The organism is Streptomyces sp. SBT349 (assembly GCF_001083795.1).
Classification (GTDB): domain Bacteria; phylum Actinomycetota; class Actinomycetes; order Streptomycetales; family Streptomycetaceae; genus Streptomyces.
Genome location: NZ_LAVK01000011.1, coordinates 28,971 through 49,777 on the forward strand (window position 1 = coordinate 28,971; position 20,807 = coordinate 49,777).

18 protein-coding genes are annotated in these 20,807 nt (G+C 72.5%); 9 read left to right on the plus strand and 9 right to left on the minus strand.

Annotation, left to right across the window (positions count from 1 at the left end; all coding sequences use genetic code 11):
* Positions 1–16 precede the first annotated feature (16 nt).
* Entirely contained in the window at positions 17–1,999 is a 1,983-nt protein-coding gene (locus ADY01_RS02770) for an ATP-binding protein (protein WP_049564883.1), read from the minus strand.
* 267 nt (positions 2,000–2,266) lie between these two features.
* Here ADY01_RS02770 and ADY01_RS02775 point away from each other — a divergent pair, with 267 nt between their 5' ends.
* Positions 2,267–3,004 carry a hypothetical protein gene (locus tag ADY01_RS02775; protein WP_049564885.1) on the plus strand — a complete coding sequence of 246 codons (738 nt, stop codon included), beginning with the start codon at positions 2,267–2,269 and terminating at the stop codon, positions 3,002–3,004.
* A gap of 22 nt (positions 3,005–3,026) precedes the next feature.
* On the opposite strand, the gene ADY01_RS02780 is transcribed toward ADY01_RS02775, so the two are convergent.
* Positions 3,027–3,731 carry a FadR/GntR family transcriptional regulator gene (locus ADY01_RS02780; RefSeq protein ID WP_049564887.1) on the minus strand — a complete coding sequence of 235 codons (705 nt, stop codon included), beginning with the start codon at positions 3,729–3,731 and terminating at the stop codon, positions 3,027–3,029.
* Positions 3,732–3,973: 242 nt separating this feature from the next.
* On the opposite strand from ADY01_RS02780, the gene ADY01_RS02785 reads away from it, so the two are divergent.
* The gene (locus ADY01_RS02785; protein WP_049564889.1) at positions 3,974–5,404 is read left to right on the plus strand and encodes a GntP family permease; all 1,431 of its coding nucleotides are present in this window, start codon (positions 3,974–3,976) and stop codon (positions 5,402–5,404) included.
* A 170-nt stretch (positions 5,405–5,574) separates the two neighbouring features.
* Here the strand turns inward: ADY01_RS02785 and ADY01_RS02790 are convergent, their stop codons facing one another.
* Positions 5,575–5,817, minus strand: a complete 243-nt coding sequence (locus tag ADY01_RS02790; protein ID WP_049564891.1) for a DUF2630 family protein — start codon at positions 5,815–5,817, stop codon at positions 5,575–5,577.
* Positions 5,818–6,002: 185 nt separating this feature from the next.
* Here ADY01_RS02790 and ADY01_RS02795 point away from each other — a divergent pair, with 185 nt between their 5' ends.
* A complete protein-coding gene (locus ADY01_RS02795; RefSeq protein ID WP_049564893.1) occupies positions 6,003–7,673 on the plus strand; it encodes a cellulase family glycosylhydrolase in 1,671 nt (556 codons plus the stop codon).
* Between the two features lie 41 nt (positions 7,674–7,714).
* On the opposite strand, the gene ADY01_RS02800 is transcribed toward ADY01_RS02795, so the two are convergent.
* From ADY01_RS02800 to ADY01_RS02810, 3 genes are all read right to left on the minus strand, one after another.
* Positions 7,715–8,725, minus strand: a complete 1,011-nt coding sequence (locus ADY01_RS02800) for an NAD(P)-dependent alcohol dehydrogenase (RefSeq protein WP_049564895.1) — start codon at positions 8,723–8,725, stop codon at positions 7,715–7,717.
* Complete coding sequence (locus ADY01_RS02805) at positions 8,715–9,356, minus strand: TetR family transcriptional regulator (RefSeq protein ID WP_063784094.1); 642 nt, start codon at positions 9,354–9,356, stop codon at positions 8,715–8,717. Before ADY01_RS02805 ends, ADY01_RS02800 begins: the two co-directional genes overlap by 11 nt.
* Before the next feature lie 176 nt (positions 9,357–9,532).
* Positions 9,533–10,819, minus strand: coding sequence for an FAD-binding protein (locus tag ADY01_RS02810; RefSeq protein ID WP_049564897.1), 1,287 nt, complete (start codon positions 10,817–10,819; stop codon positions 9,533–9,535).
* 345 nt (positions 10,820–11,164) lie between these two features.
* On the opposite strand from ADY01_RS02810, the gene ADY01_RS02815 reads away from it, so the two are divergent.
* The 4 genes from ADY01_RS02815 (at position 11,165) to ADY01_RS02830 (ending at position 16,103) form a co-directional block, all read left to right on the plus strand.
* Entirely contained in the window at positions 11,165–13,255 is a 2,091-nt protein-coding gene (locus ADY01_RS02815) for an ATP-binding cassette domain-containing protein (RefSeq protein ID WP_078899935.1), read from the plus strand.
* A gap of 45 nt (positions 13,256–13,300) precedes the next feature.
* Positions 13,301–14,413, plus strand: coding sequence for a radical SAM protein (locus ADY01_RS02820; RefSeq protein ID WP_049564928.1), 1,113 nt, complete (start codon positions 13,301–13,303; stop codon positions 14,411–14,413).
* A gap of 24 nt (positions 14,414–14,437) precedes the next feature.
* The gene (locus tag ADY01_RS02825; RefSeq protein WP_049564899.1) at positions 14,438–14,989 is read left to right on the plus strand and encodes a class IV adenylate cyclase; all 552 of its coding nucleotides are present in this window, start codon (positions 14,438–14,440) and stop codon (positions 14,987–14,989) included.
* 298 nt (positions 14,990–15,287) lie between these two features.
* The gene (locus ADY01_RS02830) at positions 15,288–16,103 is read left to right on the plus strand and encodes an SAM-dependent methyltransferase (protein WP_049564902.1); all 816 of its coding nucleotides are present in this window, start codon (positions 15,288–15,290) and stop codon (positions 16,101–16,103) included.
* A gap of 109 nt (positions 16,104–16,212) precedes the next feature.
* On the opposite strand, the gene ADY01_RS40205 is transcribed toward ADY01_RS02830, so the two are convergent.
* Positions 16,213–16,983, minus strand: a complete 771-nt coding sequence (locus ADY01_RS40205) for a DNA polymerase beta superfamily protein (RefSeq protein WP_420715562.1) — start codon at positions 16,981–16,983, stop codon at positions 16,213–16,215.
* Entirely contained in the window at positions 16,980–17,693 is a 714-nt protein-coding gene (locus ADY01_RS40210; protein WP_049564933.1) for a DNA polymerase beta superfamily protein, read from the minus strand. The genes ADY01_RS40205 and ADY01_RS40210 overlap by 4 nt, the downstream gene beginning before the upstream one ends.
* 455 nt (positions 17,694–18,148) lie before the next feature.
* Between ADY01_RS40210 and ADY01_RS02845 the strand changes: the two genes are divergently transcribed.
* Entirely contained in the window at positions 18,149–19,312 is a 1,164-nt protein-coding gene (locus ADY01_RS02845; RefSeq protein WP_049564904.1) for an LLM class flavin-dependent oxidoreductase, read from the plus strand.
* A gap of 51 nt (positions 19,313–19,363) precedes the next feature.
* Positions 19,364–19,930, plus strand: a complete 567-nt coding sequence (gene ssuE, locus ADY01_RS02850) for an NADPH-dependent FMN reductase (protein ID WP_049564906.1) — start codon at positions 19,364–19,366, stop codon at positions 19,928–19,930.
* A gap of 346 nt (positions 19,931–20,276) precedes the next feature.
* Here ssuE and ADY01_RS02855 read toward each other — a convergent pair whose 3' ends face one another.
* Complete coding sequence (locus ADY01_RS02855) at positions 20,277–20,627, minus strand: hypothetical protein (RefSeq protein WP_049564909.1); 351 nt, start codon at positions 20,625–20,627, stop codon at positions 20,277–20,279.
* Positions 20,628–20,807: the final 180 nt, after the last annotated feature.

The following is a 20,807-nucleotide window of genomic DNA, read 5'->3' on the forward strand; positions in this document are numbered from 1 at the left end:
CCTCGGGCATCCGAAGTCAGGACCACCACTCCGCCAGCCGGTTGTACTCGGCCACGGCCTCCTGGAGGACCACGAGACCGTCCGGTGACTGCGGGGCCAGCGTGCTCAACGCGGAGGCGACCTGCGTGTACAGGAACCCCCGGGCGACCCCGCACAGCGGATCGCCGACGATCCGCAGCGCCGTGACGAGGTGGCCCACATGAGCGGTCGTGCCGTCGGCAGGCGTCCCGAAGGCGGCATTGGTCAGGTCGTGGAACAGGGCGTAGGGCTCGCGCAGAAGCGGCTCGGCCACGCCGAGCGGCGCCCGCGCGGTGGCCCGCAGCAGGGCCAGCCACGCGCCGCCCGGCATCCCGGGCAGCAGCCGCGCCAGCTCCTCGGCCACCCACGCCACGTCGTTCACCGCCAGCCGGTGGTACAGCGTGCCGGTCCTGTCCTCCCGCTCGGCGCAGAAGTCGCGCAGCCGCCCGTGCACGGTCTGCCAGTCCGCCGGGTGCCCCGCGGGCCGCGCGGCGAGCCGCCGCAGCAGGAGCCGCCTGAGCACCGCGGCACCCGCCTCGCCCTCGGCCGACCACGGCGCGGCCCGGCGCGCCTGGCCGCCCCGGGCCGTCTCCACCAGGTCGGACTGGTGGCTGAGCCAGAGCCCGCCGAGCTCGTCGCGCGCGGCGGCGCAGGTGGCCAGGGCCTCGACGGCGGGTTCGTCGGCGGGCAGCAGGCGGGCGAGCAGCCACCGCTCCGCGGTGACCGCCACGGGATCAGGGGCGTCCGGGGCGGCGGCAGCAGCGGCGGCGCCGGGCCCACCGCGGGCGGGCAGGGGCTGGGCGAGCAACATCCCGACGCTGTCCGCGGGATGGGGAAGGTGTGCGGCGATCGACGCCAGCACGCCCACCGCCTCGGGGTGGCCCGCGGTGAACTCGTGGACCAGCCGGACCAGCCGCCGCTCCGCCCGGGCGTCGCGGGACGCGCCGCCCATCACCTGCTGGATGTCGGACCGGGTGAGATTCGGCAGCCGGTACCGCGCCCACAGCGGGTGCGCGTCCGGCGCGTCGGGCGCGGCGTCGCCGGCCAGGTCCTCCAGCCGGACCACCGGGCCCTCCGCCATCTCGGGAAGGGCGCCCCTGCTGGTCGCGACGATCGTCAACGGCTCGGCGGGGCTTCCCTGCTGGAGGGGCGGACGGGCTTCGAGGAGGCGGCCGAGGAACGCGCGGCCGACCGGCTCGTCGACGTTGTCCAGCAGCAGCAGCGGGGTGTGCAGCCGTCTCACCCGGCGCGGGCAGTCCCGCAGGTCGGCGAGGAACGCCTCGCACAGCAGCCCGGTGACCCGGCTCCGGGCCGCGGCGCCGCGGGGACCGTCGAGCTCGTCCCTGGCGTCGCGCGCCGCGGTGCTCAGATCGACGAGGGTGTCCACCGCCTGCCCGACGAGGCCCCGGTCGCGGTGCCCGAACCAGCGCTGGGAACGGCTCGGGAAGGTGAAGCCCACCAGCGCGCTCAGCCCGCCCAGCGGAAGCCGCAACAGGTTGACCGGGAAGGGGAGTTGGATCTCGACCTCCGGTGGCGCCCCCGCGAGGCCCTGGAGGAAGCGCTGCGGCCAGCTCCCGCTGCGACGCTGCCGCAGCAGCTGGGTGACGGCCGTGCGGGCCCGCTCGAAGTTCACCGGGGACAGGTCATGCTCCATCACCAGCAGGGCGATGAGCAGCCGCGGGAAGCGCAGCCTGCGGTAGCGGGGCCGGTAGCGGGCGAGCTGCCCGGCGAGCGCGGGCAGCAGCTGGGCCACGTCGTCGTACGTCGCCTCGGCGAAGTCCACGCGGGCATAGGGGACATGCTGATCCGCACGCGCCGCCAGGGTGTCGAGCAGCAGTGTCTTGCCACTGCCGTGCCCGCCCTCGAAGACGACGATCGGCCGATGGCGGCCCTGCGGTAACGGATAGTCCGGCCGGATCAGTGCGCGAACCGCCCGAACGGCCGCCTGCCTCTCGAAAATCGGCTGACTCTCCCGGGACATGTCCCCCCTTCACGTCAGTGGCGCCCGTCGCGCGGGCTGACGCTCCATCACCCTAGCCGCGACCACCGACAGCCACGGGTCGGGAGAGGAATTGGCACGGAATCGTGAAGCACCGGTGCCCCGTCCCGCGAACGGTGAGGGGAACGGTGACGGGCGCGGACGCCGCCGTGCGGATCGGCACTAGCGTGGTCATGGCGCGTTCGACCGGCGCGTTCGACCGGGGCGGCCGAGCGGGGGAACGACGTGGACGAGGGTCATGGGGGCGGAGTGAGCGAGGTCAGCATCCGGTTCGAGGCCCGCCCGCACGCGTATGCCGAACTCGTCGCCCCGGACGGTGTCGACGATCAGCTGGGCTTCGCCGCGCTGGCCGTCGACGCGCTCCTCGCTCTCGGGGACGGCCTGTTCGAACCGCTCGCGGTGCACGTCGAAGTCGCCTGCTGCGACGCCGAATTCGGCTACCCGCTCAGGGAGCCGCGGCCGACCGCGCGCTTCCACCAGCTATGTCTCACCACGCCGCCGGAGACGGTCGCCATCCCCGACATCTGGAACGAGCTCCTGGTGGCCCGGCGCGAACGGCTCGATCGCGCCGTCATCCTGGACTGGTTCGGCGCCGTCCTCGCCCAGCCGGAGTGCTCCGTGCCCGACGGCGGGACCGGCTGGACCGAACTGGACGTCGAGGCGATCCGGGTGCGCCTGCCCGAGGCGACGAGTGCCCTGGTCGAGGGCGACGGCGGCGAACTGCCGGTGTCCTGCAACGGTGGGGTGCTCCGCTATCCCGTCGAGAGGTCCGCGGACGCCCTCTGGGTGGCCGGTCCTCTCGCCTGGTACTCCGGCACGTCTCCGCTCCAGGTGAGGATCGTCAACGAAGCGGGGTACCTGACTCTCGACCTGTCGTTGAACTGGTCGACCTGGATCCAGGACGACGGCCCGAGCCCCGCCGCCGAGGCCGCCATGCGCCGGCTCTCGCCCCTGGGTTGGGACCTGCTGCCCACCGACCTGTCCTAGGAGAACGTCTCGCCGGCGACGGTCAGGGCGGCGCCAGCACGTCGAGCTCCGCCATGGCGCCGGTGGTGATCTCGCGGGTCAGCCGCTCGGCGCGTTCCTCGTCGCCCGCCCGCACCGCCTCGGCGACCTGGACGTGCAGGGTCACCGCCGCCGGGTCGGGGTCGGTGAACATCACATGGTGCTCGGTGCGCCCGGCGAGGACCTCCGCGACCACGTCGCCCAGCCTCGCGAACATCTCGTTGCCCGAGGCGCGCAGCACGACGCGGTGGAACGCCACGTCGTGCACCAGGTAGGCGTCCAGCAGCTGGCCGCGCGAGGTGGCGACCATGCCCAGCGCGTGACCGGTCAGTTCGGCGCACTGCCGCGGCGTCGCCAGGCGGGCCGCGAGGCGTGCCGCGACCGGCTCGACCGCCGAGCGCAGCATGGTCAGGGACCGCAGCTGGCGCGGCCGGTCGGAGCCCGCCAGCCGCCAGCGGATGACCTGGGGATCCCAGACGTTCCACTCCTCGGCCGCCCGCACGGTCACGCCGACGCGGCGTCTGGACTCCACCAGGCGCATGGACTCCAGGACGCGGACCGCCTCGCGGACGACCGTGCGGGACACGTCGAAGCGCCGTTCGAGCGAGTCGGTGCGCAGGATCGTCCCGGGCGGATACTCACCGGATGTGATCTCGGGCCCCAGGCATGCCAGCAGCCTCGCGTGCAGCCCCCGCCCCTCACTGGTCATGGATCTCCCATGGCAGGACCGTGGTGATGTCCTTCGTTCTCCATCACCCTACGCGTCGGCCCGAGCCCTCCAATAAGTATTACATTTCAATGAAGCGCCTTGATTATGTCCTACTCAAGGGTAAGTCTGGTCGGCACCCGTCGAGGAGGACAGGGAAGGGTGCAGACGCCGGCCGTCGCCGCTCGGGCCCGCCGCCACCCAGTCCATGTACGAGAACACCGAGAATTCAACGGAGACTTCTCATGGAAGCCATGGAGCCGGCCTACGGCACGGCGACACTGCTGCTGATCGCGGCGGGCGCCGTCGCGCTGCTGCTGTTCCTGATCATGAAGCTGAAGCTGCACGCCTTCGTGTCGCTGGTCCTGGTCAGCGTCATCACGGCGCTCGCCGTCGGCTTCCCTGTCGCCGAGATCCCCGATGTGCTGATGTTCGGCTTCGCGGACACCCTGGGCTCCGTCGCCCTGCTGGTCGCCTTCGGCGTGATGCTGGGCCGCCTGCTGGAAGTGAGCGGCGGCGCCCAAGTGCTGGCCGACACGCTGATCAACAGATTCGGCGAACGCCGCGCGCCCCTCGCCCTCGGCGTGGCGGCCCTGCTCTTCGGCTTCCCGATCTTCTTCGACGCCGGCCTGGTCGTCTTCCTGCCGATCATCCTCACCGTGGCGCGCCGGTTCGGGGGCTCGCTGCTGCTCTACGCGCTGCCCGCGGCCGGCGCGTTCGCCGCCATGCACGCCATCACGCCGCCGCACCCCGGGCCGGTCGCCGCGACCGACGTGCTCGGCGGCAGCATCGGCATCACGCTGCTGGTCGGCATACCGATCGCCGTGATCGCCTGGTACGTCGGCGTGATGCTGGTCTCCCGGTGGATGGCGGCGAAGGTCTACGTTCCCGTGCCGGAGGTTCTCTTCGGCGAGGTCAGGGACGGCAACGGAAGGACCCCGGCGCAGCGGGGCGGCGAGGACGGGAGCGAGTCCGCCCCCGACGAGGAGCCTCCGTCGTTCGCCCTGGTGCTCCTGCTCCTCCTGTTCCCGCTGGTCCTGATCTCCTTCGACACGGTCATCGACACGCTCGTCACCGCGGGCACCGTCGACGAGGGCGAGGGCTGGGCGGACTTCCTCGGCCTGCTGGGCAGCACCCCGGTGGCGCTGATGCTCACCGTCCTCCTCGCGATCGCCCTGCTCGCGCGCCGCCGTGCCTCGTCCATGTCCGAGGTCACCTCCACCCTGGACGAGTCCCTCGGCCCGATCTGCTCCATCATCCTGATCACGGGCGCCGGCGGGATGTTCGGCGGTGTCCTCGAACTCAGCGGCATCGGCGGCGCGTTGAGCGAGTCGCTGTCGGACCTCGGGCTGTCGCTGATCGTCCAGGCTTTCATCATCGCCACCCTGCTGCGCGTTGCCCAGGGCTCGGCGACGGTGGCGCTGACCACCACCTCCGGGCTGATGGCGGGCGCGGTCGCCGACGCCAACCTGGGCGACGTGCAGATCGCCCTGCTCGTCGTCGCCGTCGCGGCGGGCGCCACGGTGCTCTCACACGTCAACGACTCGGGCTTCTGGCTGGTCAGCCGCTTCTTCGGAATGGACGAGAAGACGACGCTCAAGACCTGGACGGTGCTGGAGACGACCCTCGGCGTCTCGGCCTTCCTGGTCGCCGGCGGCGTGTGGCTGGTGGTGTGACGGCCCCGCCCCGGCCGTGAACGCGGGGGCGCGGACCGTGACGGCGCACTCTTCGCCGTCACGGTCCGCGCCCCCGATGCCGTGGGCGGCGTCCCCGGCGACCGAAGGCGCCACGGCGAGCGAAGGCGCCACGGTGGCCGAAGGCGAGCTGCCGTAGGACAGCGGGCGTCCTACGACTCGTACCCCTCGACCTCCCACATCGGGCGGGTCACGGCGCGGTCGGGGTCGCCGCCGAACTCGGCCCTGGCCTGGCGCTGGCGCAGCAGGTCCCAGCACTGGTCGAGCCGTGCCTCGACGCGCGCGAGCCGCGCCTGGTCATCCTGCTGGAGCCCGTGCCCGTCCGAGCGCGCCCGCAGGTCACGCTCCTCCGCCACCAGCTCACCGACGCGGGCGAGGATGTCCTTGTCGTCCATTTCGTCAGATTAGTCGGAGATCGGGACCCCGGCCATTCGTCCGCCCGACGCGCCATAAACGGCTAGGGCTCATGCGGATTCCTGTCCCGCGTCTTGACGTGCCGCGGAGTCGGTGCCTGTATGGGAGCGCTCCCAATTGCAACGTGCCAATCCATCGTTCCCTCTCTGGAGCCGCAATGAGAAGAATGAGATCCCGCACGCGCGAAGGCCGCCGCGCCCGGTCGCGTGCCGGGCTGTCCGCGGGCGTGCTGTTCGCCCTGCTGGTGAGCCTGCTCGGCCTCGGCTGGTCCGCGCAGGCCGAGCCCGTCGCTCCCGCCGCCGTCGGTTTCCGCGTCGTCGACGGCCGGCTGGTCGAGTCCAACGGCAACGACTTCGTGATGCGCGGCGTGAACCACGCCCACGCCTGGTACCCCAACGAGACCGACTCGTTCGCCGACATCAAGGCCAAGGGCGCCAACACCGTCCGCGTCGTGCTCAGCAACGGGACCCGCTGGACGCGCAACGACGTCGCCGATGTGGCGAATGTCGTCAGTCTCTGCAAGGCCAACCGCCTCATCTGCGTGCTGGAGGTCCACGACACCACCGGCTACGGCGAGGAGGGCGCGGCGGCGACGCTGGCGCAGGCGGCGCAGTACTGGGTCGACGTGCGCAGCGCGCTGGTCGGCCAGGAGGACTACGTCATCGTCAACATCGGCAACGAGCCGTACGGCAACACCAACACCGCCGGCTGGGCCAACGACACGCGCGGCGCGATCCAGACGCTGCGCAACGCGGGCCTGGACCACACGATCATGGTGGACGCGCCGAACTGGGGCCAGGACTGGTCGGGCACGATGCGTTCCAACGCGCAGTCGGTGTTCGCCGCGGATGTGGACCGGAACACGATCTTCTCCGTTCACATGTACGGCGTGTACGACACGGCGGCCGAGATCCGGGACTATCTCAACGCCTATGTGAGCGCCGGTCTGCCCGTGCTGGTCGGCGAGTTCGGCCACAACCACTCGGACGGCAACCCGGACGAGGACACCATCATGTCCGTCACGCAGCAGCTCGGGCTCGGCTACATCGGCTGGTCCTGGAGCGGCAACGGCGGGGGCGTGGAGTACCTGGACCTGGTCAACGGCTTCGACCCCAACTCCCTCAGCTCCTGGGGCCAGCGCTTCTTCACGGGCGCCAACGGCATCTCCCAGACCTCGGAGGAGGCCGCGGTCTACGGCGGCGGCGGGAATCCGGGTGACACGCAGGCCCCGACCGCGCCGGGCGCGCCGGCCGCGTCCGAGGTCACGGCGAGCTCGGTCCGCCTCTCCTGGACGGCGGCGACCGACAATGTCGCCGTCACCCGCTACGACATCGTGCGCGTCAGCGGGTCGACCGAGACGCAGGTGGCGAGCAGCTCCGCCAACTCCGTGTCGGTGACCGGGCTTTCGGCCGACACCGCCTACACCTTCGCCGTCTACGCCAGGGACGCGGCGGGCAACCGTTCGCCTCGTTCGAGCGCGGTGAGCGTGACCACGCGGGACGGCGGCGGGACGCCCGCGGCCTGCTCGGTCGGCTACGCGATCGTGGGGGAGTGGTCCAACGGCTTCCAGGGCGAGATCGTCATCGGCAACACGGGCAGCGCGGCCATCTCGGGCTGGACCCTGGCGTTCTCCTTCGCCGACGGCCAGTCCATCGGGAACATGTGGGGCGGCACCTCCGCGCAGAGCGGCGGCGCCGTGACCGTCACGCCCGCCTCCTACACGGCCACCATCCCGGCCGGGGGCTCGGTGACGCTCGGCTTCACGGCGAGCAAGGGCTCGGCCAACGCGGAGCCCAGCGAGTTCACGCTGAGCGGCGGCGCCTGCTCCACCTCCTGAGAGCCACCTCCTGAGGGCCACCTCCTCAGGGCCCCGCGCGATCAGGCGGGACCGGCCATGCGGATCAGGCGCTTGCCGCTCGCGTGGCCGGTGTCGGCGGCCCGGTGGGCGTCGGCGATCTCGTCCAGCGCGTAGGTCCGTTCGATCACCGGGCGCAGCTCGCCGCCGTTCACCAGGGCGGCGAGCTCCGCCAGGTCGTCCCGGCGGCGCCTGAGCGTCTGCACCCGCACGAACGGTCCCGGGAGCACGGCGGTGGTGAACGCGGCGGCGGCGCCGCGCGGAGCGAGGGTGACCATCCGCCCGCCGGGGCGCAGGAGTTGGCGGTAGGCGCGCAGGCCGCTGCCGTGGCAGTCCACGATGACGTCGAACTCCCGGCCGAGGGAGGCCGGTTCGTCGGTGGCGTAGTCCACGGTCCGCTCGGCGCCCAGCCGTGTGCTCTGCGCGGCGTTGGCCGCGCTGGTGACGGCGGTGACGGACAGGCCCCGGGCGCGGGCGAGTTGAAGCACGGCCGTGCCGACGCCGCCCGCGGCGCCGATCACCAGCGCCGTGCGGCCGGGTCGCGCGCGGACGGTGCGGAGCCCCTGGAGGGCGATCATGCCGACGGTGGGAAGCGCCGCCGCCTCCGCCAGTCCGATCGCCTCGGGAGCGGGCGCGACCTCGCGGGCCTTGGCGACGACGTACTCGGCCGTCGCCGCTCCCCACATGGCGAAGAACGCGCCCCACACCCGCGCGCCGACGTCCGGGCCGCCGACGCCGACGCCGACGCCGGGACCCCGGGCCACGACCTCGCCCGCGAAGTCCGCCCCGATGCCCTTGGGGAAGCGGAAGCCGGTGACCGGCCGCATCCGTCCCGACCTGATCAGGGTGTCGACGGCGTTGACGCCGCTGGCGTGGACGCGCACCAGCACCTCGTTCCGCCCGGGGCGGGGAACCGGCACGGTCCGCACGCCGAGCACCTCGGGCCCGCCGTAACGGCCGTATCGCGCCGCGCGCATCGTCTCGGGAACGGAGGACGTCTCCGGCGTCCGCTCCGGGGTCGGCTCATCGGGCATCGGGGGTCTCCCTGGGGTGGTCGGTGCCGGGGACGGCGAGCCCGTCGCCCAGCCGGTGGACGGCGCCGTGCAGCAACTCCGGGTAGGAGCCCGCGCCGGGGGTGTCGAGCCAGTGGTGGAGGGCGGCGCGGAGTGCGGCGACGGCGGCGTTCGCGGCGAGCCTCGGGAAGAGGTCGGCGCGGGGGTCGAGCCCGGTGCGTCCGGCGATCTCGGCGGCGAGCGCGTCCTCGACGCGCGCGTACGCCTTGAGCCGCTCGGCGTCCAGCGCGGGGGTCTCGCGGATCAGCCGGTACCGGGGCAGCCAGTCACTGGACCCGGCCGTGCGCGCCTGGTCGGCCAGGGCGCCCGCGACGGCGTCCCAGAGCGGCTCGTCGGCCGGTCGGGCCGCCAGCGCCTCACGCAACTCCTCGCGGCGGGCCAGGACCAGGCTGACGATGGCCTCGTGCTTGCTGGCGAAGTAGTTGTTGAACGTCCGGGGCGACACGTCGACGGCGTGCGCGATGTCCTCGACCAGGACGTTGTCGAAGCCGCGCTCGGCGACCAGGCGCAGCGCGGCCTCGCTCAGGGCCCTGCGGGTGGCCGTCTTCTTGCGTTCGCGCAGCCCCGGCGGCGCGGATCGTTCCCCGGTCATGCGCCGACCGTACCCATGTATTGCGGGTCACGCAAGTTTGCGCACCACGCAGTCCTGTGGGAAGGTGAGAGCTGGGTCACATCATCCCGTGGTGGTGTCACGCCGGGCACCGCGCCGGACATCCCGTTGGCGACCCCCACGGCGGAGCGCCGACCCCGGCCGGAGGGGTGCCGGGGTCAGCGCTCCGCGAGCAGTTCGGACACGAAGGCGTTGCGGAAGCGGCCCTCGGGATCGTGCGCCGAGAGCAACCGGGCGAACGAGTCGAGGTGTTCGTACCGGGCGGCGACCGCCGCCGGCGCGGCCGTGGTGACCTTGCCCCAGTGCGGGCGGGCGCCCAGCGGGAGCAGCAGCTCCTCCATCCGCGCCAGCACCGGCCGCACGGCCTCCTCGTCCTTGACCCAGGTGAAGTGCAGGGCGACCGAGTCCCGCCCGAAGGCCGGGCTCATCCACTGGTCCTCGGCGGCGATGGTGCGGACCTCCGATATCTGGAGCACGGGCGCCAGCGCGGGGCCCAGCTCGCGCAGCGCGGCGAACGCGGCGGGCGCGGCGGCACGCGGCAGGAAGAGCTCCGACTGGAGCTCCTCGCCCCGGCTCGGGGTGAACTCCGCCCGGAAATGCGGCAGTCGGGCGTTCCAGGGGCCCGGGACGCCGAGCTGCCGCGTGCAGAACCGCGCGGGCATGCCCGCGATCGGGTGCCAGGGCTCCTTCGCCGGGGCGCCGCCCAGCCAGTCGGCCCCCGGGTGCCCCGAACCGTCCCGGTCGGTGCGGCGCTTGAGCCACACGGTGGCGAGGCCGCCGTGCCAGTCGGTGAACGTGCTCACGCTGTAGGCGGCGCCGGTGATCTCGTCGAAACGGGACCCCAGCGCGTCCAGCGGCACCCCCGTGTACACCCACTGCGCCACCTCGAAGGACGGCTCGATGTCCAGGGTGAGGGCGACCACGGGCCCCAGGGCTCCCAGGCTCACCACGGCGCCGGGGAACCGGTCGGCGTCGGCGTCGGCGTCGGCGTCTCTGCGGAAGGCGACCAGGTCGCCGTCGGGGCCGACCACCTCCACGGCGGCCACGGCCGAGGCGAGGCCCCGGTTGCCGTCGCCGGAGCCGTGTGTCCCGGTGGCCACGGACCCGGCGACCGTGATGTGGGGCAGGGAGGCCATGTTGGCCAGGGCCCACCCCGCGGCCTGGAGTTCGGCCGCGACCTCGACGTAACGCAGGCCGGCCGAGACGGTCACGGTCCCGGCGGCCGGGTCGATCTCGATCCGGCGCGGCAGCCCGTCCACGCGCACCAGGTCGCCGTCGGTGTCGGCGATGCGGTTGAACGAGTGGCCGGTGCCCAGCGCCCGCACCCGCGCCGCGCCCGCCACGATCCGCCGGAGCTCGTCCAGCGAGGACGGGCGGTGCAGCCGCTCGGGTCCGAAAGTGATGTTTCCTGCCCAGTTGTGCGCTGAGGCGCCGGTTGTCAGCATGCGCCTGACCGTAATACGTCACCCTGAGCGACGAACAGTTCCTTCTCCCTCGGCCCCCTCTCCCTCGCCCCGGTCCACCCCGGCGTCAACCTGGCGCGAGGCGCCTTGGCTCGGAGGAGTGAGGCGGCCTGGACGCCGAATCGTTCCGTCCCGGCCGAATCCGGTCAACTTGGCTCCCTGGCCGGAACGCGGCCCCCGGGGTGGCCCCGTGTGCCGCCGACCGGGCCCCGCGGACGCCGGCCGGACACCCAGTGTCACCGGCCGCGCGCGGGCGGCAAACCTGGAGTGGCGAGTTGTCCGAAAACGCCGGGACGTCCTGTGCGCGGCGGTGGCGATTGCGCTGAGATGGCTCCGGTCGACGGGGTCCTTCGACCCTCGTACGCCGCCACGTGCGGGCTCCTGGAGCGCCGGTCGCCGGTCGCCGGTCGCCGGTCCGGGCCCGGCGGCCCGGCCGCCGAGCGCTCCCGTGAGGTCACCTTGGAGAACAGCACGTCCGACGCCAGCCACGACCCGCCGCCCCAGAGCAGCAGCTCCCCCTCGGAGCAGCTCCTGTTCGGTGGCCCCCTTCTCTACGACACCGGCTGGAGCAGCCACGACGGGGCGTTCACCCGCCTCAGCCTGTGGTCGATGGTCCGCACCCTGCCCCGTCTCATCGGCACCACCGTCCGCCTCGCCCGTGACGCCGACCGCGCCGCGCTGCGCATGGTCGCCGCCGCCGAACTCGGGCGCGGCGTCGCCCAGGCCGCGGGCCTGGTCGCCGTCAACACCGTGCTGGCCGCGATCCTCGCCGACGGCGCCCCCGCCGACCGGCTGCGCGCGGCCCTGCCCGCCCTCACCGTCGTCGCCGTCGCCGCGATCGTCGGGGCGGTGCTGGCCGCGGCCTCCACCTACGGCTCGGGCCGGCTCGAACCCAAGGTCGAACGGGTCGCGACCGAGCGGTACCTGGCGCGTGCCTCCCGCGTCGAGCTGGCGGCCATCGAGGACGACCAGTTCCACCGGCTGCTCGACACCGCCCAGTACGGAGCCACCTCCGCCCGCCGGATGATCGACTACTGCACACAAGTGGTCAATGCGCTGCTGTCGCTGGCCGCCGCCGCGAGCGTGCTGACCGTGCTCCACCCGGTGCTGCTCCCGTTGCTCGGCCTGATGACCGTGCCCAGGATGTGGGCCACCCTCGTCACCACCCGCCGCCGCTACGAGTCGTTCCGCATCTGGGTCCAGCACTCCCGCGCGGGCCGCGTGCTCAGCGGCGAACTCACCGCCACCGACACCGCCTCCGAGATCCGCGTCCACCAGGTCGGCCCGTTCCTGCTCAAGCACTTCCGCAACATGTCGGCCAGCTCCGAGGCCGAACAGACCCGCCTGGCCCGCCTCGACGCCCGCACCGGGCTGTGGGCGGCGGCCTGGACCGGCCTGGCCGCAGCCGCCACCTATGTGACCCTCGGCGCTCTCGCCTGGGGCGGCACCATGGCCATGTCCGTCGCGGGCACCGCCGTGCTCGCCATCCGCACCGGCTCCTCCAGCCTCGGCGGGATGGTCTCGGCCATCAACAACCTGTACGACGAGAGCCTGTTCGTCGCCGACCTCGACCGGCTGTGCACCCAGGCCGCCGACTGGGCCATCCCCACCGGCGGCCTCGCGATCTCCCCCCACCCGCGCCGCATCACGTTCGACAGCGTCACCTTCCGCTACCCGGGCACCGACGCCAAGGCCCCGCCCGCCCTCACCGACGTCAGCCTCACCATCCCCACCGGGCGGATCACCGCCCTCGTCGGCGAGAACGGCTCGGGCAAGTCCACGCTGGTCAAGCTGCTCGCCGGGCTCTACCTCCCCGAGAACGGCCAGGTCAGCTGGGACGGCGTCCCCACCAGCCAGGCCGACCGGCACCAGGTGTTCGCCCGGATCGCCATGGTCGCCCAGGACTTCAACCGCTGGCGGTTCACGGCCCGCGTCAACGTGTCCATCGGCGCCCCCAACGTCCCCGTCGACGCCGACCGGCTGCGCGCCGCCGCCCGCCGCGCTGGGGCCGACGCGGTGATCGACGGGCTGCCCCGTGGCTGGGACACCCTGCTGGCCCGCGGCTACCAGGGCGGCCACCAGCTCAGCGGCGGCCAGTGGCAGCGCCTCGGCATCGCCCGCGCCCACTACCGGGACGTGCCGGTCCTCATCGTGGACGAGCCGACGGCGGCGCTCGACGCCAAGGAGGAACAGCGGGTGTTCGACCAGATCCGCGCGCTCGCCGACACCGGGCAGACCGTCATCCTCATCACCCACCGCATGGCGTCCGTGCGCCACGCCGACCTCGTCCACGTCCTCCACCAGGGCCGCCTGGTGGAGTCCGGCACCCCCCGCGAACTGCTCGAACTCCCCGACGGGCACTTCCGCGAGCTGTACGGCATCCAGGCCGCCCAGTTCGCCCGCCTGGCGGACCGGTAGCGCGTTGGTGCTCACCCGTTGATCACCGAAGGAGTGAGCGTCACCGTGATCCAGCACCGGGCCTCACAGGGCCTTGGCAGCGCTGTACCGGTCCGCGTTTCGGTGGACCGGACCTTACGTGTCAAGGTCATCGATGCCTGCGGCATGACCTGCACGTTCTGCCACAACGAGGGAACACCGGTCAGTGCGGACAACCCCGCCCCAGCCGCGGGGAGTGCCCCCTTCGGGGGAGCCTTCAACCCCGCCGGCCCGTCCGGGCGGGTGTCCATCTACCTGGCCCGGAACGGGGCCCGCTTCGCCGCGGCGCCCATGCACCCCGACGAGGGGTTCCGCGCCGCTCTCGAACAGCTACAGGAGGCGCTCGGCTTCACCGAGGTTCACCTCACGGGTGGAGAGCCCACCCTGCACCCGAAGCTGGCGCAGCTCGTCGCGCTGGCAGGCAACAGCGGCTACCGGGTCAGCGTCACCTCCAACGGAGAGAACGGCGCCAGGATCTTGCCAGGCTGCGTGCGCGCCGGGCTCCAGCGCGTCAACTTCTCGATCTTCGGCACCGACTCCGGGGAACTGGCCGAGGTACAGAACGAGAAGTTCCGCAGAGCCTCGCTGGCCGTCGCCAAGATCGAGGCACTGGACGAATCGATCCGTGTGGCACTGGACTTGGGCTTGAGCACGAGGGCGAACGTCGTCCTTCCCGACGGTTCCCACGTCAGGCGCGTTCACCGGCTTCTGGAGCGGTATTCCCCGTGCCTGTCGGTTCGTGTCCTGTCGTCACTGTCGGACGGGGAGGAGTCGCTCGACGCCATCGACACGCTGCTGGCCGAACTCGGCGCGACGCCGCACGAGGTGCATCTGATCGCGGGCACGTCCGGCTTTCGCATCTCCTACCGACTGCCGAACGGCGGCGTGCTCGTGGTCAAGCACATCCGCCCGCTGCGGCTGCCCGAGACCTGTGCCGGGTGCCGGTTCAACAACGAGACCGACTGCCATGAGGGATACTACGGGGTGCGGCTCTACCGCGACCGCGCGGGCACCTTCCATGTCGGCGTGTGCATTCAGCGCATGGATCTGTGTCTGCCCATGGAAGAATTCGTCCGCAGCGGGCTGTGCGAGGGAATCAGGGCATTGCGTGATCAGGAATTCCACGACCTGCGCGCGTAATACCGGACGTGCCGGAGGAGACCAATGGCGGAACACGAGTACGAGGCCAAGTTCTTGGCGATCGACGTGGAGAGGGTACAGGGCGGCATTCGTGATGCCGGCGCGCGACAGGTCTTCCCCAAGACCATGTTCACGCGCCTGATCTTCGAGAATGACGCAGTCCAGGGCGAACAGTGGCTGCGGCTGCGAGACGAGGGCGGGAGGACCACGCTCACCCTGAAGCAGGTCAGCGACGCCACCCACATCGGTGGCACCACGGAAATCGAAGTCGAGGTCGGTGATCTGGAGAAGACGGCCGAACTCTTGAAAGCGATCGGCCTGCGACAGGTGCGCTTCCAGCAGAACTACCGCGAGGAATGGCAGCTCGACGGCATCACCTACGACTTCGACACGTGGCCCGACCTGCCCACGTTCCTCGAAATCGAAGGGCCATCCGAAGAAGCCGTCCGAAAAGCCGTCGCTGGGCTCGGTCTCGACTATGACGACGCGCGCTTCGGCAGCATCGACCTGATCTACAGGAGCGAGGCGAACCGCGACATCCTCGCCGAACCGACGCTGCTCTTCCCCCGGAGATGAGGGCGGCGCGCAGACGTCCGGGACGGTCGACGTCCCGTTCGGCGGACCGGCCCACCCCAGCGCGGCACCACTCGGCGCGTCGGTCGCGGACACCATCACCGTCCGCCCGTCGCCCAGCACCTCGACCCCGGGCAGCGCCCACTTCTCACCGGCCCCGGGCGCCGGGCTGTCGGGGTGGGTGGGGCGGTCGCATAATCTTGCTCGAACAGGCGTCTCAGCGACCGGAGTTGATCTAGCCCGTTCGTCTGTGCCGATGTGCTGAGAGTCTGTTCACCCAGCCTGAAAGGGGTCAGCGCGGATGCGCGATGACAGCAGCCCGGACCAGTCAGGTCCTCGCATCAACACCTCGGTCCACCACTCCGCACGGGTATGGAACTACCTCCTCGGCGGCAAGGACAACTACGAGGTCGACCGGGTGGCCGGCGACCGGCTGGCCGCGGCCTTTCCCGGCATGGTCGCCCTCACCCGCAACTCGCGGGCGTTCATCGGGCGCGTCGTCCGCCACCTCACCGAGGAAGAGGGCATACGCCAGTTCCTCGACATAGGCACCGGGCTTCCCACCGTCGACAACACCCACGAGGTGGCGCAGGGCATCGCTCCCGAGAGCCGCGTCGTCTACGTCGACAACGACCCCCTGGTGCTCGTCCACGCGACCGCCCTGCTCACCAGCACCCCCCAGGGCGCGTGCGACTACGTCCACGCCGACGCGCGCGATCCCGAGCGCATCCTCCAGGAGGCCGCCCGCACGCTGGACTTCTCCCGCCCCGTCGGACTCATGCTCATGGGCATCCTCGGCCTCGTCGAGGACGACGACGAGGCCCGGTCCATCGTCGCCCGGCTGACGGACGCGCTCGCGCCTGGCAGCTTCCTCGGCCTCAACGACGGCACCACGACCGACCCCGCCTATGTGAGCGCCCTCAGCACCTACAACAAGCGCCCCGGCGCCATCCCCTACACCCCCCGTGACCCCGAGCAGATCGCCCGCTACTTCGACGGCCTCGACCTCCTCGAACCGGGCGTGGTCACGGTCTCGCAATGGCGCCTGGGCGCCCTCCCCTTCGGCCTGCCCGATGAAGTCGCCTGCTATGGCGGGCTCGCACGGAAGACCGGGTGAGGTAGGGGGCGGCCGACTCCCCGCGCCACGCGTGCCCGCGCCACGCGTGCCCGTCCGCGTCCAGGCGTGGCGTTCCGGTCTCCGGGGATGCGGCGGTCTCGCCGCCGGCTCAGCCCAGGCGGGCCGTCAGGACCAGGTCGTTCAGCGCCGCCGACGCGTCGGCGGGGTCGGCCGGGAGCGTGGTGCGTTCCTCGGCCGTGTCCAGGGTGGCGTGCAGGGTCCCCAGGTCCGCGAGGATGCGGGAGACCGGTGGCGTGTCCTCGACCTCGGACAGCAGGCCGTGCTCGGCCGCCGCCTTGGCGGCGACCAGCCGCGGCACATACGTCGGAGCCCCGCCCGCCGCCAGCAGCGAGGGCAGGTCGGCCTGGAGCTCACGCTCCCGCATCAGGTGGACGCCGGTCATCAGCACCCGGAACGCGTAGAGCAGCGGCTTGAGTTCGCCGGTCTTCTCGAAGAGACCGGTCTGTGTCCTCGCGAAGCCGCGGTAGTGGCGGGCGTGGTGCCGGGCCAGCAGCCGTGGTGCCAGGGCAACGAGCCCCGCGTGCACGGGAGTCGAGTGCGCGATCAGCGGTGAGAGCAGCTGTTCCAGCACGTAGCCGTTGGGGCGCAGCAGCATGCGGGCGAACTTGGTCAGGTCATGGGTCACCAGGTCCATCTCCACGCCCTCCCTGACCCAGGAGCGCGCCACCGTCTCGGGCCCCGGCGTCAGACCGACCACCTCCCGCAGCGGCAGCAGATGGACCCCGCGCAGATCCACGTCCGAGTCGCGGGACGGGAAGCCGTACAGGTGTGCCCCGGACACCGTGGCGAACAGCAGGGGGTACGGCTGCTCGCGCACCACGGGCCCCAGGTCGGGCAGCTCCGGAACGCCGCGGATCACGGTCGGCCTCCCGCGAAGGACAGACGGCGTTCGCGCACCGAGACCAGCCAGTCGTCCACCCGGTCCGCCCCCGGTTCCTCGGGCAGCGGGCTCGCCGCCCGCGCGGCGTCGAGGCGGGCGGCCAACTCCTCGCGCCACGCGCACACCTCCGCCCAGGACAGCGCGCCGCCGCGCACGGCGAGCAGGCGCTCGCGGTGCTCGCCCACGTCGAGGCGGAGGATGCCGGTCTCCAGCAGGTCGGCCCCGGCGATCATCAGCCGGAGCAGGTGGACGACATGCTTCCAGCGCGGCGCGCCCTCCCGTTGCCTGCGCGCCTCGGCCTTGGCGAACTGGGCCCGTGCGTAACGGGCGTAGGTGCGGTGGACGTGGAGCGAGAGGAACGCCGGTGCCAGCGCCCGCAGTTCCTCGCCGAGCGGCGTCGTGCGTTCCACCAGCGGGCTGTGCAGGACCTCCAGCACATTCGGGTTGGCGGTCAGGGCCAGCTCGCAGAACCGCTCGACCTCCCAGCTGAACTGCTCGGGCAGCGGCCCGTCCAGGTGTGCCGGTGGCTTGGCCATGCGCCAGAAGTCCGCCGTGGGCGCCGCGTACACGCCGCGCCGGTCGGTGTCGGACTCGGCGCTGGCCAGGCCGAAGGCGCGCGAGCCCACGACCACCGACAGGATCGTGTGCCGCGCCCCGTAGTGCTCCGCGCACCACTCCTCGTGCTCCATGGCGCCCATCCTGTCGGGCATCCGTGCGGCGCCGCCACGGCTTTGCCGCCGCGGAACCGCGCTCCTCCGCCGGGGGATCGCCGGGCGCGGTGCCGTCTCGCATGTCGGGTGGCCCGTTGACGGGTCCCTGCCGCCGTGCTTGCATCGACGCATGCCCGGTGCACGGAATCTGACCCGCCGCCGCTGCGTGGACCTCCTCCGCGTCGCCGCCGCGATCTGTTGCGCCTGAAGCCCGTACCCGCCCCCGCTCCCTGACGGGGCCGACGGCTGCCCGCTTTCCCGCGCCCGCTTCTCCGCGCCCCGTTCCTCCCGCGCCCCGTTGTCCCGCGCCCTTCCGGTGCCCTCTCCCTGTTCCCGTTGTCACGGCGCGTCCCCTGCCCTCCCCGTAGCCCGCCACCAGGCACGATTCCGCGCGCCCCCCGCCGTGCGCGCGACGCTCCCGAACGGAGAGTTCCATGTCCCTGACGTTCCACTGGTTCCTGCCCACCAACGGCGACAGCCGCCACGTCGTCGGCGGCGGTCACGGCGCCGCGGTCACCGCCGCGGGCGGCTACCGCCCGCCGACGGTCGCCTACCTCGGCCAGATCGCCCGCGCCGCCGAGCAGGTGGGGTTCACCGGCGTGCTGACCCCCACCGGGGCCTGGTGCGAGGACGCCTGGCTGACCACCGCGATGATCAGCCAGCACACCGAACGGCTGAAGTTCCTCGTGGCGTTCCGCCCGGGCTTCCTCTCTCCCACCTTCGCCGCGCAGATGGCCTCCACCTATCAGCGGCAGAGCGGCGGGCGGCTGCTGCTCAACGTCGTGACCGGCGGCGAGTCCGGCGAGCAGCGCGCCTACGGCGACTTCCTCGACAAGGACGCCCGCTACGCCCGCACCGGCGAGTTCCTGCACGTCGTGCGCGAGCTGTGGCAGGGCAACACGGTCGACCTCGACGGCGAGCACCTGCGCGTCGAGCGGGCCGCCCTGGTCCGGCTGCCGGAGCCGGTGCCCGAGGTGTACTTCGGCGGCTCCTCGCCCGCCGCCATCGGCGTCGCCGCCCGGTACGCCGACGTCTATCTGACCTGGGGCGAGCCGCCCGCGCAGGTCGCCGAGAAGATCTCCAGGGTCCGCGCCCTGGCCGAGGCGGCGGGCCGCACCGTGCGGTTCGGCATCCGGCTGCACGTGATCAACCGCGACACCGGCGCGGAGGCGTGGGCGGAGGCCGACCGGCTGCTCTCGGGCCTTGACCCCGACACCGTGCGGGCCGCGCAGGAGCGGCTGGCGCACAGCGAGTCCGAGGGCCAGCGGCGGATGCTGGCGCTGCACGGCGGCAGCAGGGACGCGCTGGAGATCCACCCCGGGCTGTGGGCCGGGATCGGCCTGGTGCGGGGCGGCGCGGGCACCGCGCTGGTCGGCAGCCACGCCGAGGTGGCCGACCTGATCGGCGAGTACCAGGCGCTGGGGATCGAGGAGTTCGTGCTCTCCGGCTACCCGCACCTGGAGGCGGCGTACTGGTTCGGCGAGGGCGTCCTCCCGCTGCTGGCCGAGCGCGGCCAGTGGATCCCACCCGTCCAGCCCGCCGAACGGTCCGCCCCCGTCCGCCCCGAACCGCTGGTCGCCGGCGCCGGCCGGCCGTGAACCGCCCTCGCAAGCCGAAACGTTCATCCCGCCGAGCCCCCGAGGTGTCCCATGGCTCTCGTCCTGTCCGTCTCCGGAAGTCCGTCACCCACCTCCCGCACCGCCCGCCTGCTGCGGCACTTGGACGCCAGGCTCACCGCGCACGGGCATGAGGTCGCGCCGCTCGACGTGCGGAACCTTCCCCCTCAGGCGCTCACCGGCGCCGACGTCGACCACCCCGCCATCCTGGAGGTCGCCCAGCAGTTCCTGCGCGCCGACGGCATCGTCATCGGCACGCCCGTCTACAAGGCGGCCTACTCGGGGCTGCTGAAGTCCCTGCTCGACCTGCTCCCGCAGTTCGCGCTCGCGGGCAAGACGGTGCTGCCGCTGGCGACGGGCGGCACCACCGCCCATGTGCTGGCCATCGACTACGCGCTGCGGCCCGTGCTGTCCTCGATGGGCGCCGGGCACGTCACGCAGGGCTGGTTCGTGCTCGACCGCCACATCACGGTGGAGCAGGACGGCGCGGTGACCGTGGACCCGGCCGCGGCCGGTCCGCTGGACCAGGTCCTCGACCAGTTCTCGGCCGCCCTGAACCGCGCCGCGGTGCTCGCTCCCGCGGGCGCGTCCGCGGGCTAGTGCCGTGGCCGGACAGGTGCGCCGGGTCGGTGGTCGTGGCGGTCGGATGTGCGGTGACGTCCGACCCGACCGCCGGGGGGCGTGGTGGCCGAGCCTGTCCGCGTGCGCGGGCCGACCGACCGGAAAGGACAGAGGCGACGCGACAGATCGTGCGCCGGGGCGGCGCGAGTTCGGTGCGCCACCGGCGCGCGATGACGCTGCCGGCCCCGGCCGGCGGCGCCCCTCGTTCAGACTTCACGCTTGTAGTGAGCCGAAGCTCCACACCGAGCGCGACCGGGCCGAACTCGTCATCGGCTGAGGCGCGAGACGCCCGCCGCCTGAAAAGGGCATCCGCTGGGGCGCGGCGCTAGCCGCCGGAGCCCAGGGCGGAGGCGATGATATTCCGCCACAGCCGGTCGCTTTCGGTGATCCGGGGCGTCTCGTCTTCGCTGGGCACCTGCTTGGCCTGCCGGGGCGCGTCGGGGAGATCCCCGCGCAGGTACTGCTCCAGGTGGTCTGTGCCGTTCTCCCATCCGACGCCCACCTGTGTCAGGCTTTCGGCCAGCGCCGCGGGCTCATCGACCGTGGTGTGCTCCACTTCGAGCGTCGTGCCGCCGCCGTCGGCAGGGCTGAGCCGCAGTTCCAGCTCATCGGCCGGGTAGTCGACGCACCGGGGGTGCAGGCAGGCCGGGCCGATCCCGTTGGGCCGGTGGATCACCTCCCGGAGGGTGTCCTCGCGTCAGCGGCCTAGGCGGCTTCTACGCCTGGCTTAGTACTGCAACCGCAGCTGGCGTGACGGATGGCGTTGGGTCTCGTTGGTGTGACTGTGTGCTGATGGACTGGTGGTTGAGCGGGTCGAGTCGTGGTTCGAGGGGATAGCCGGGCTGTGTGCCCGGTT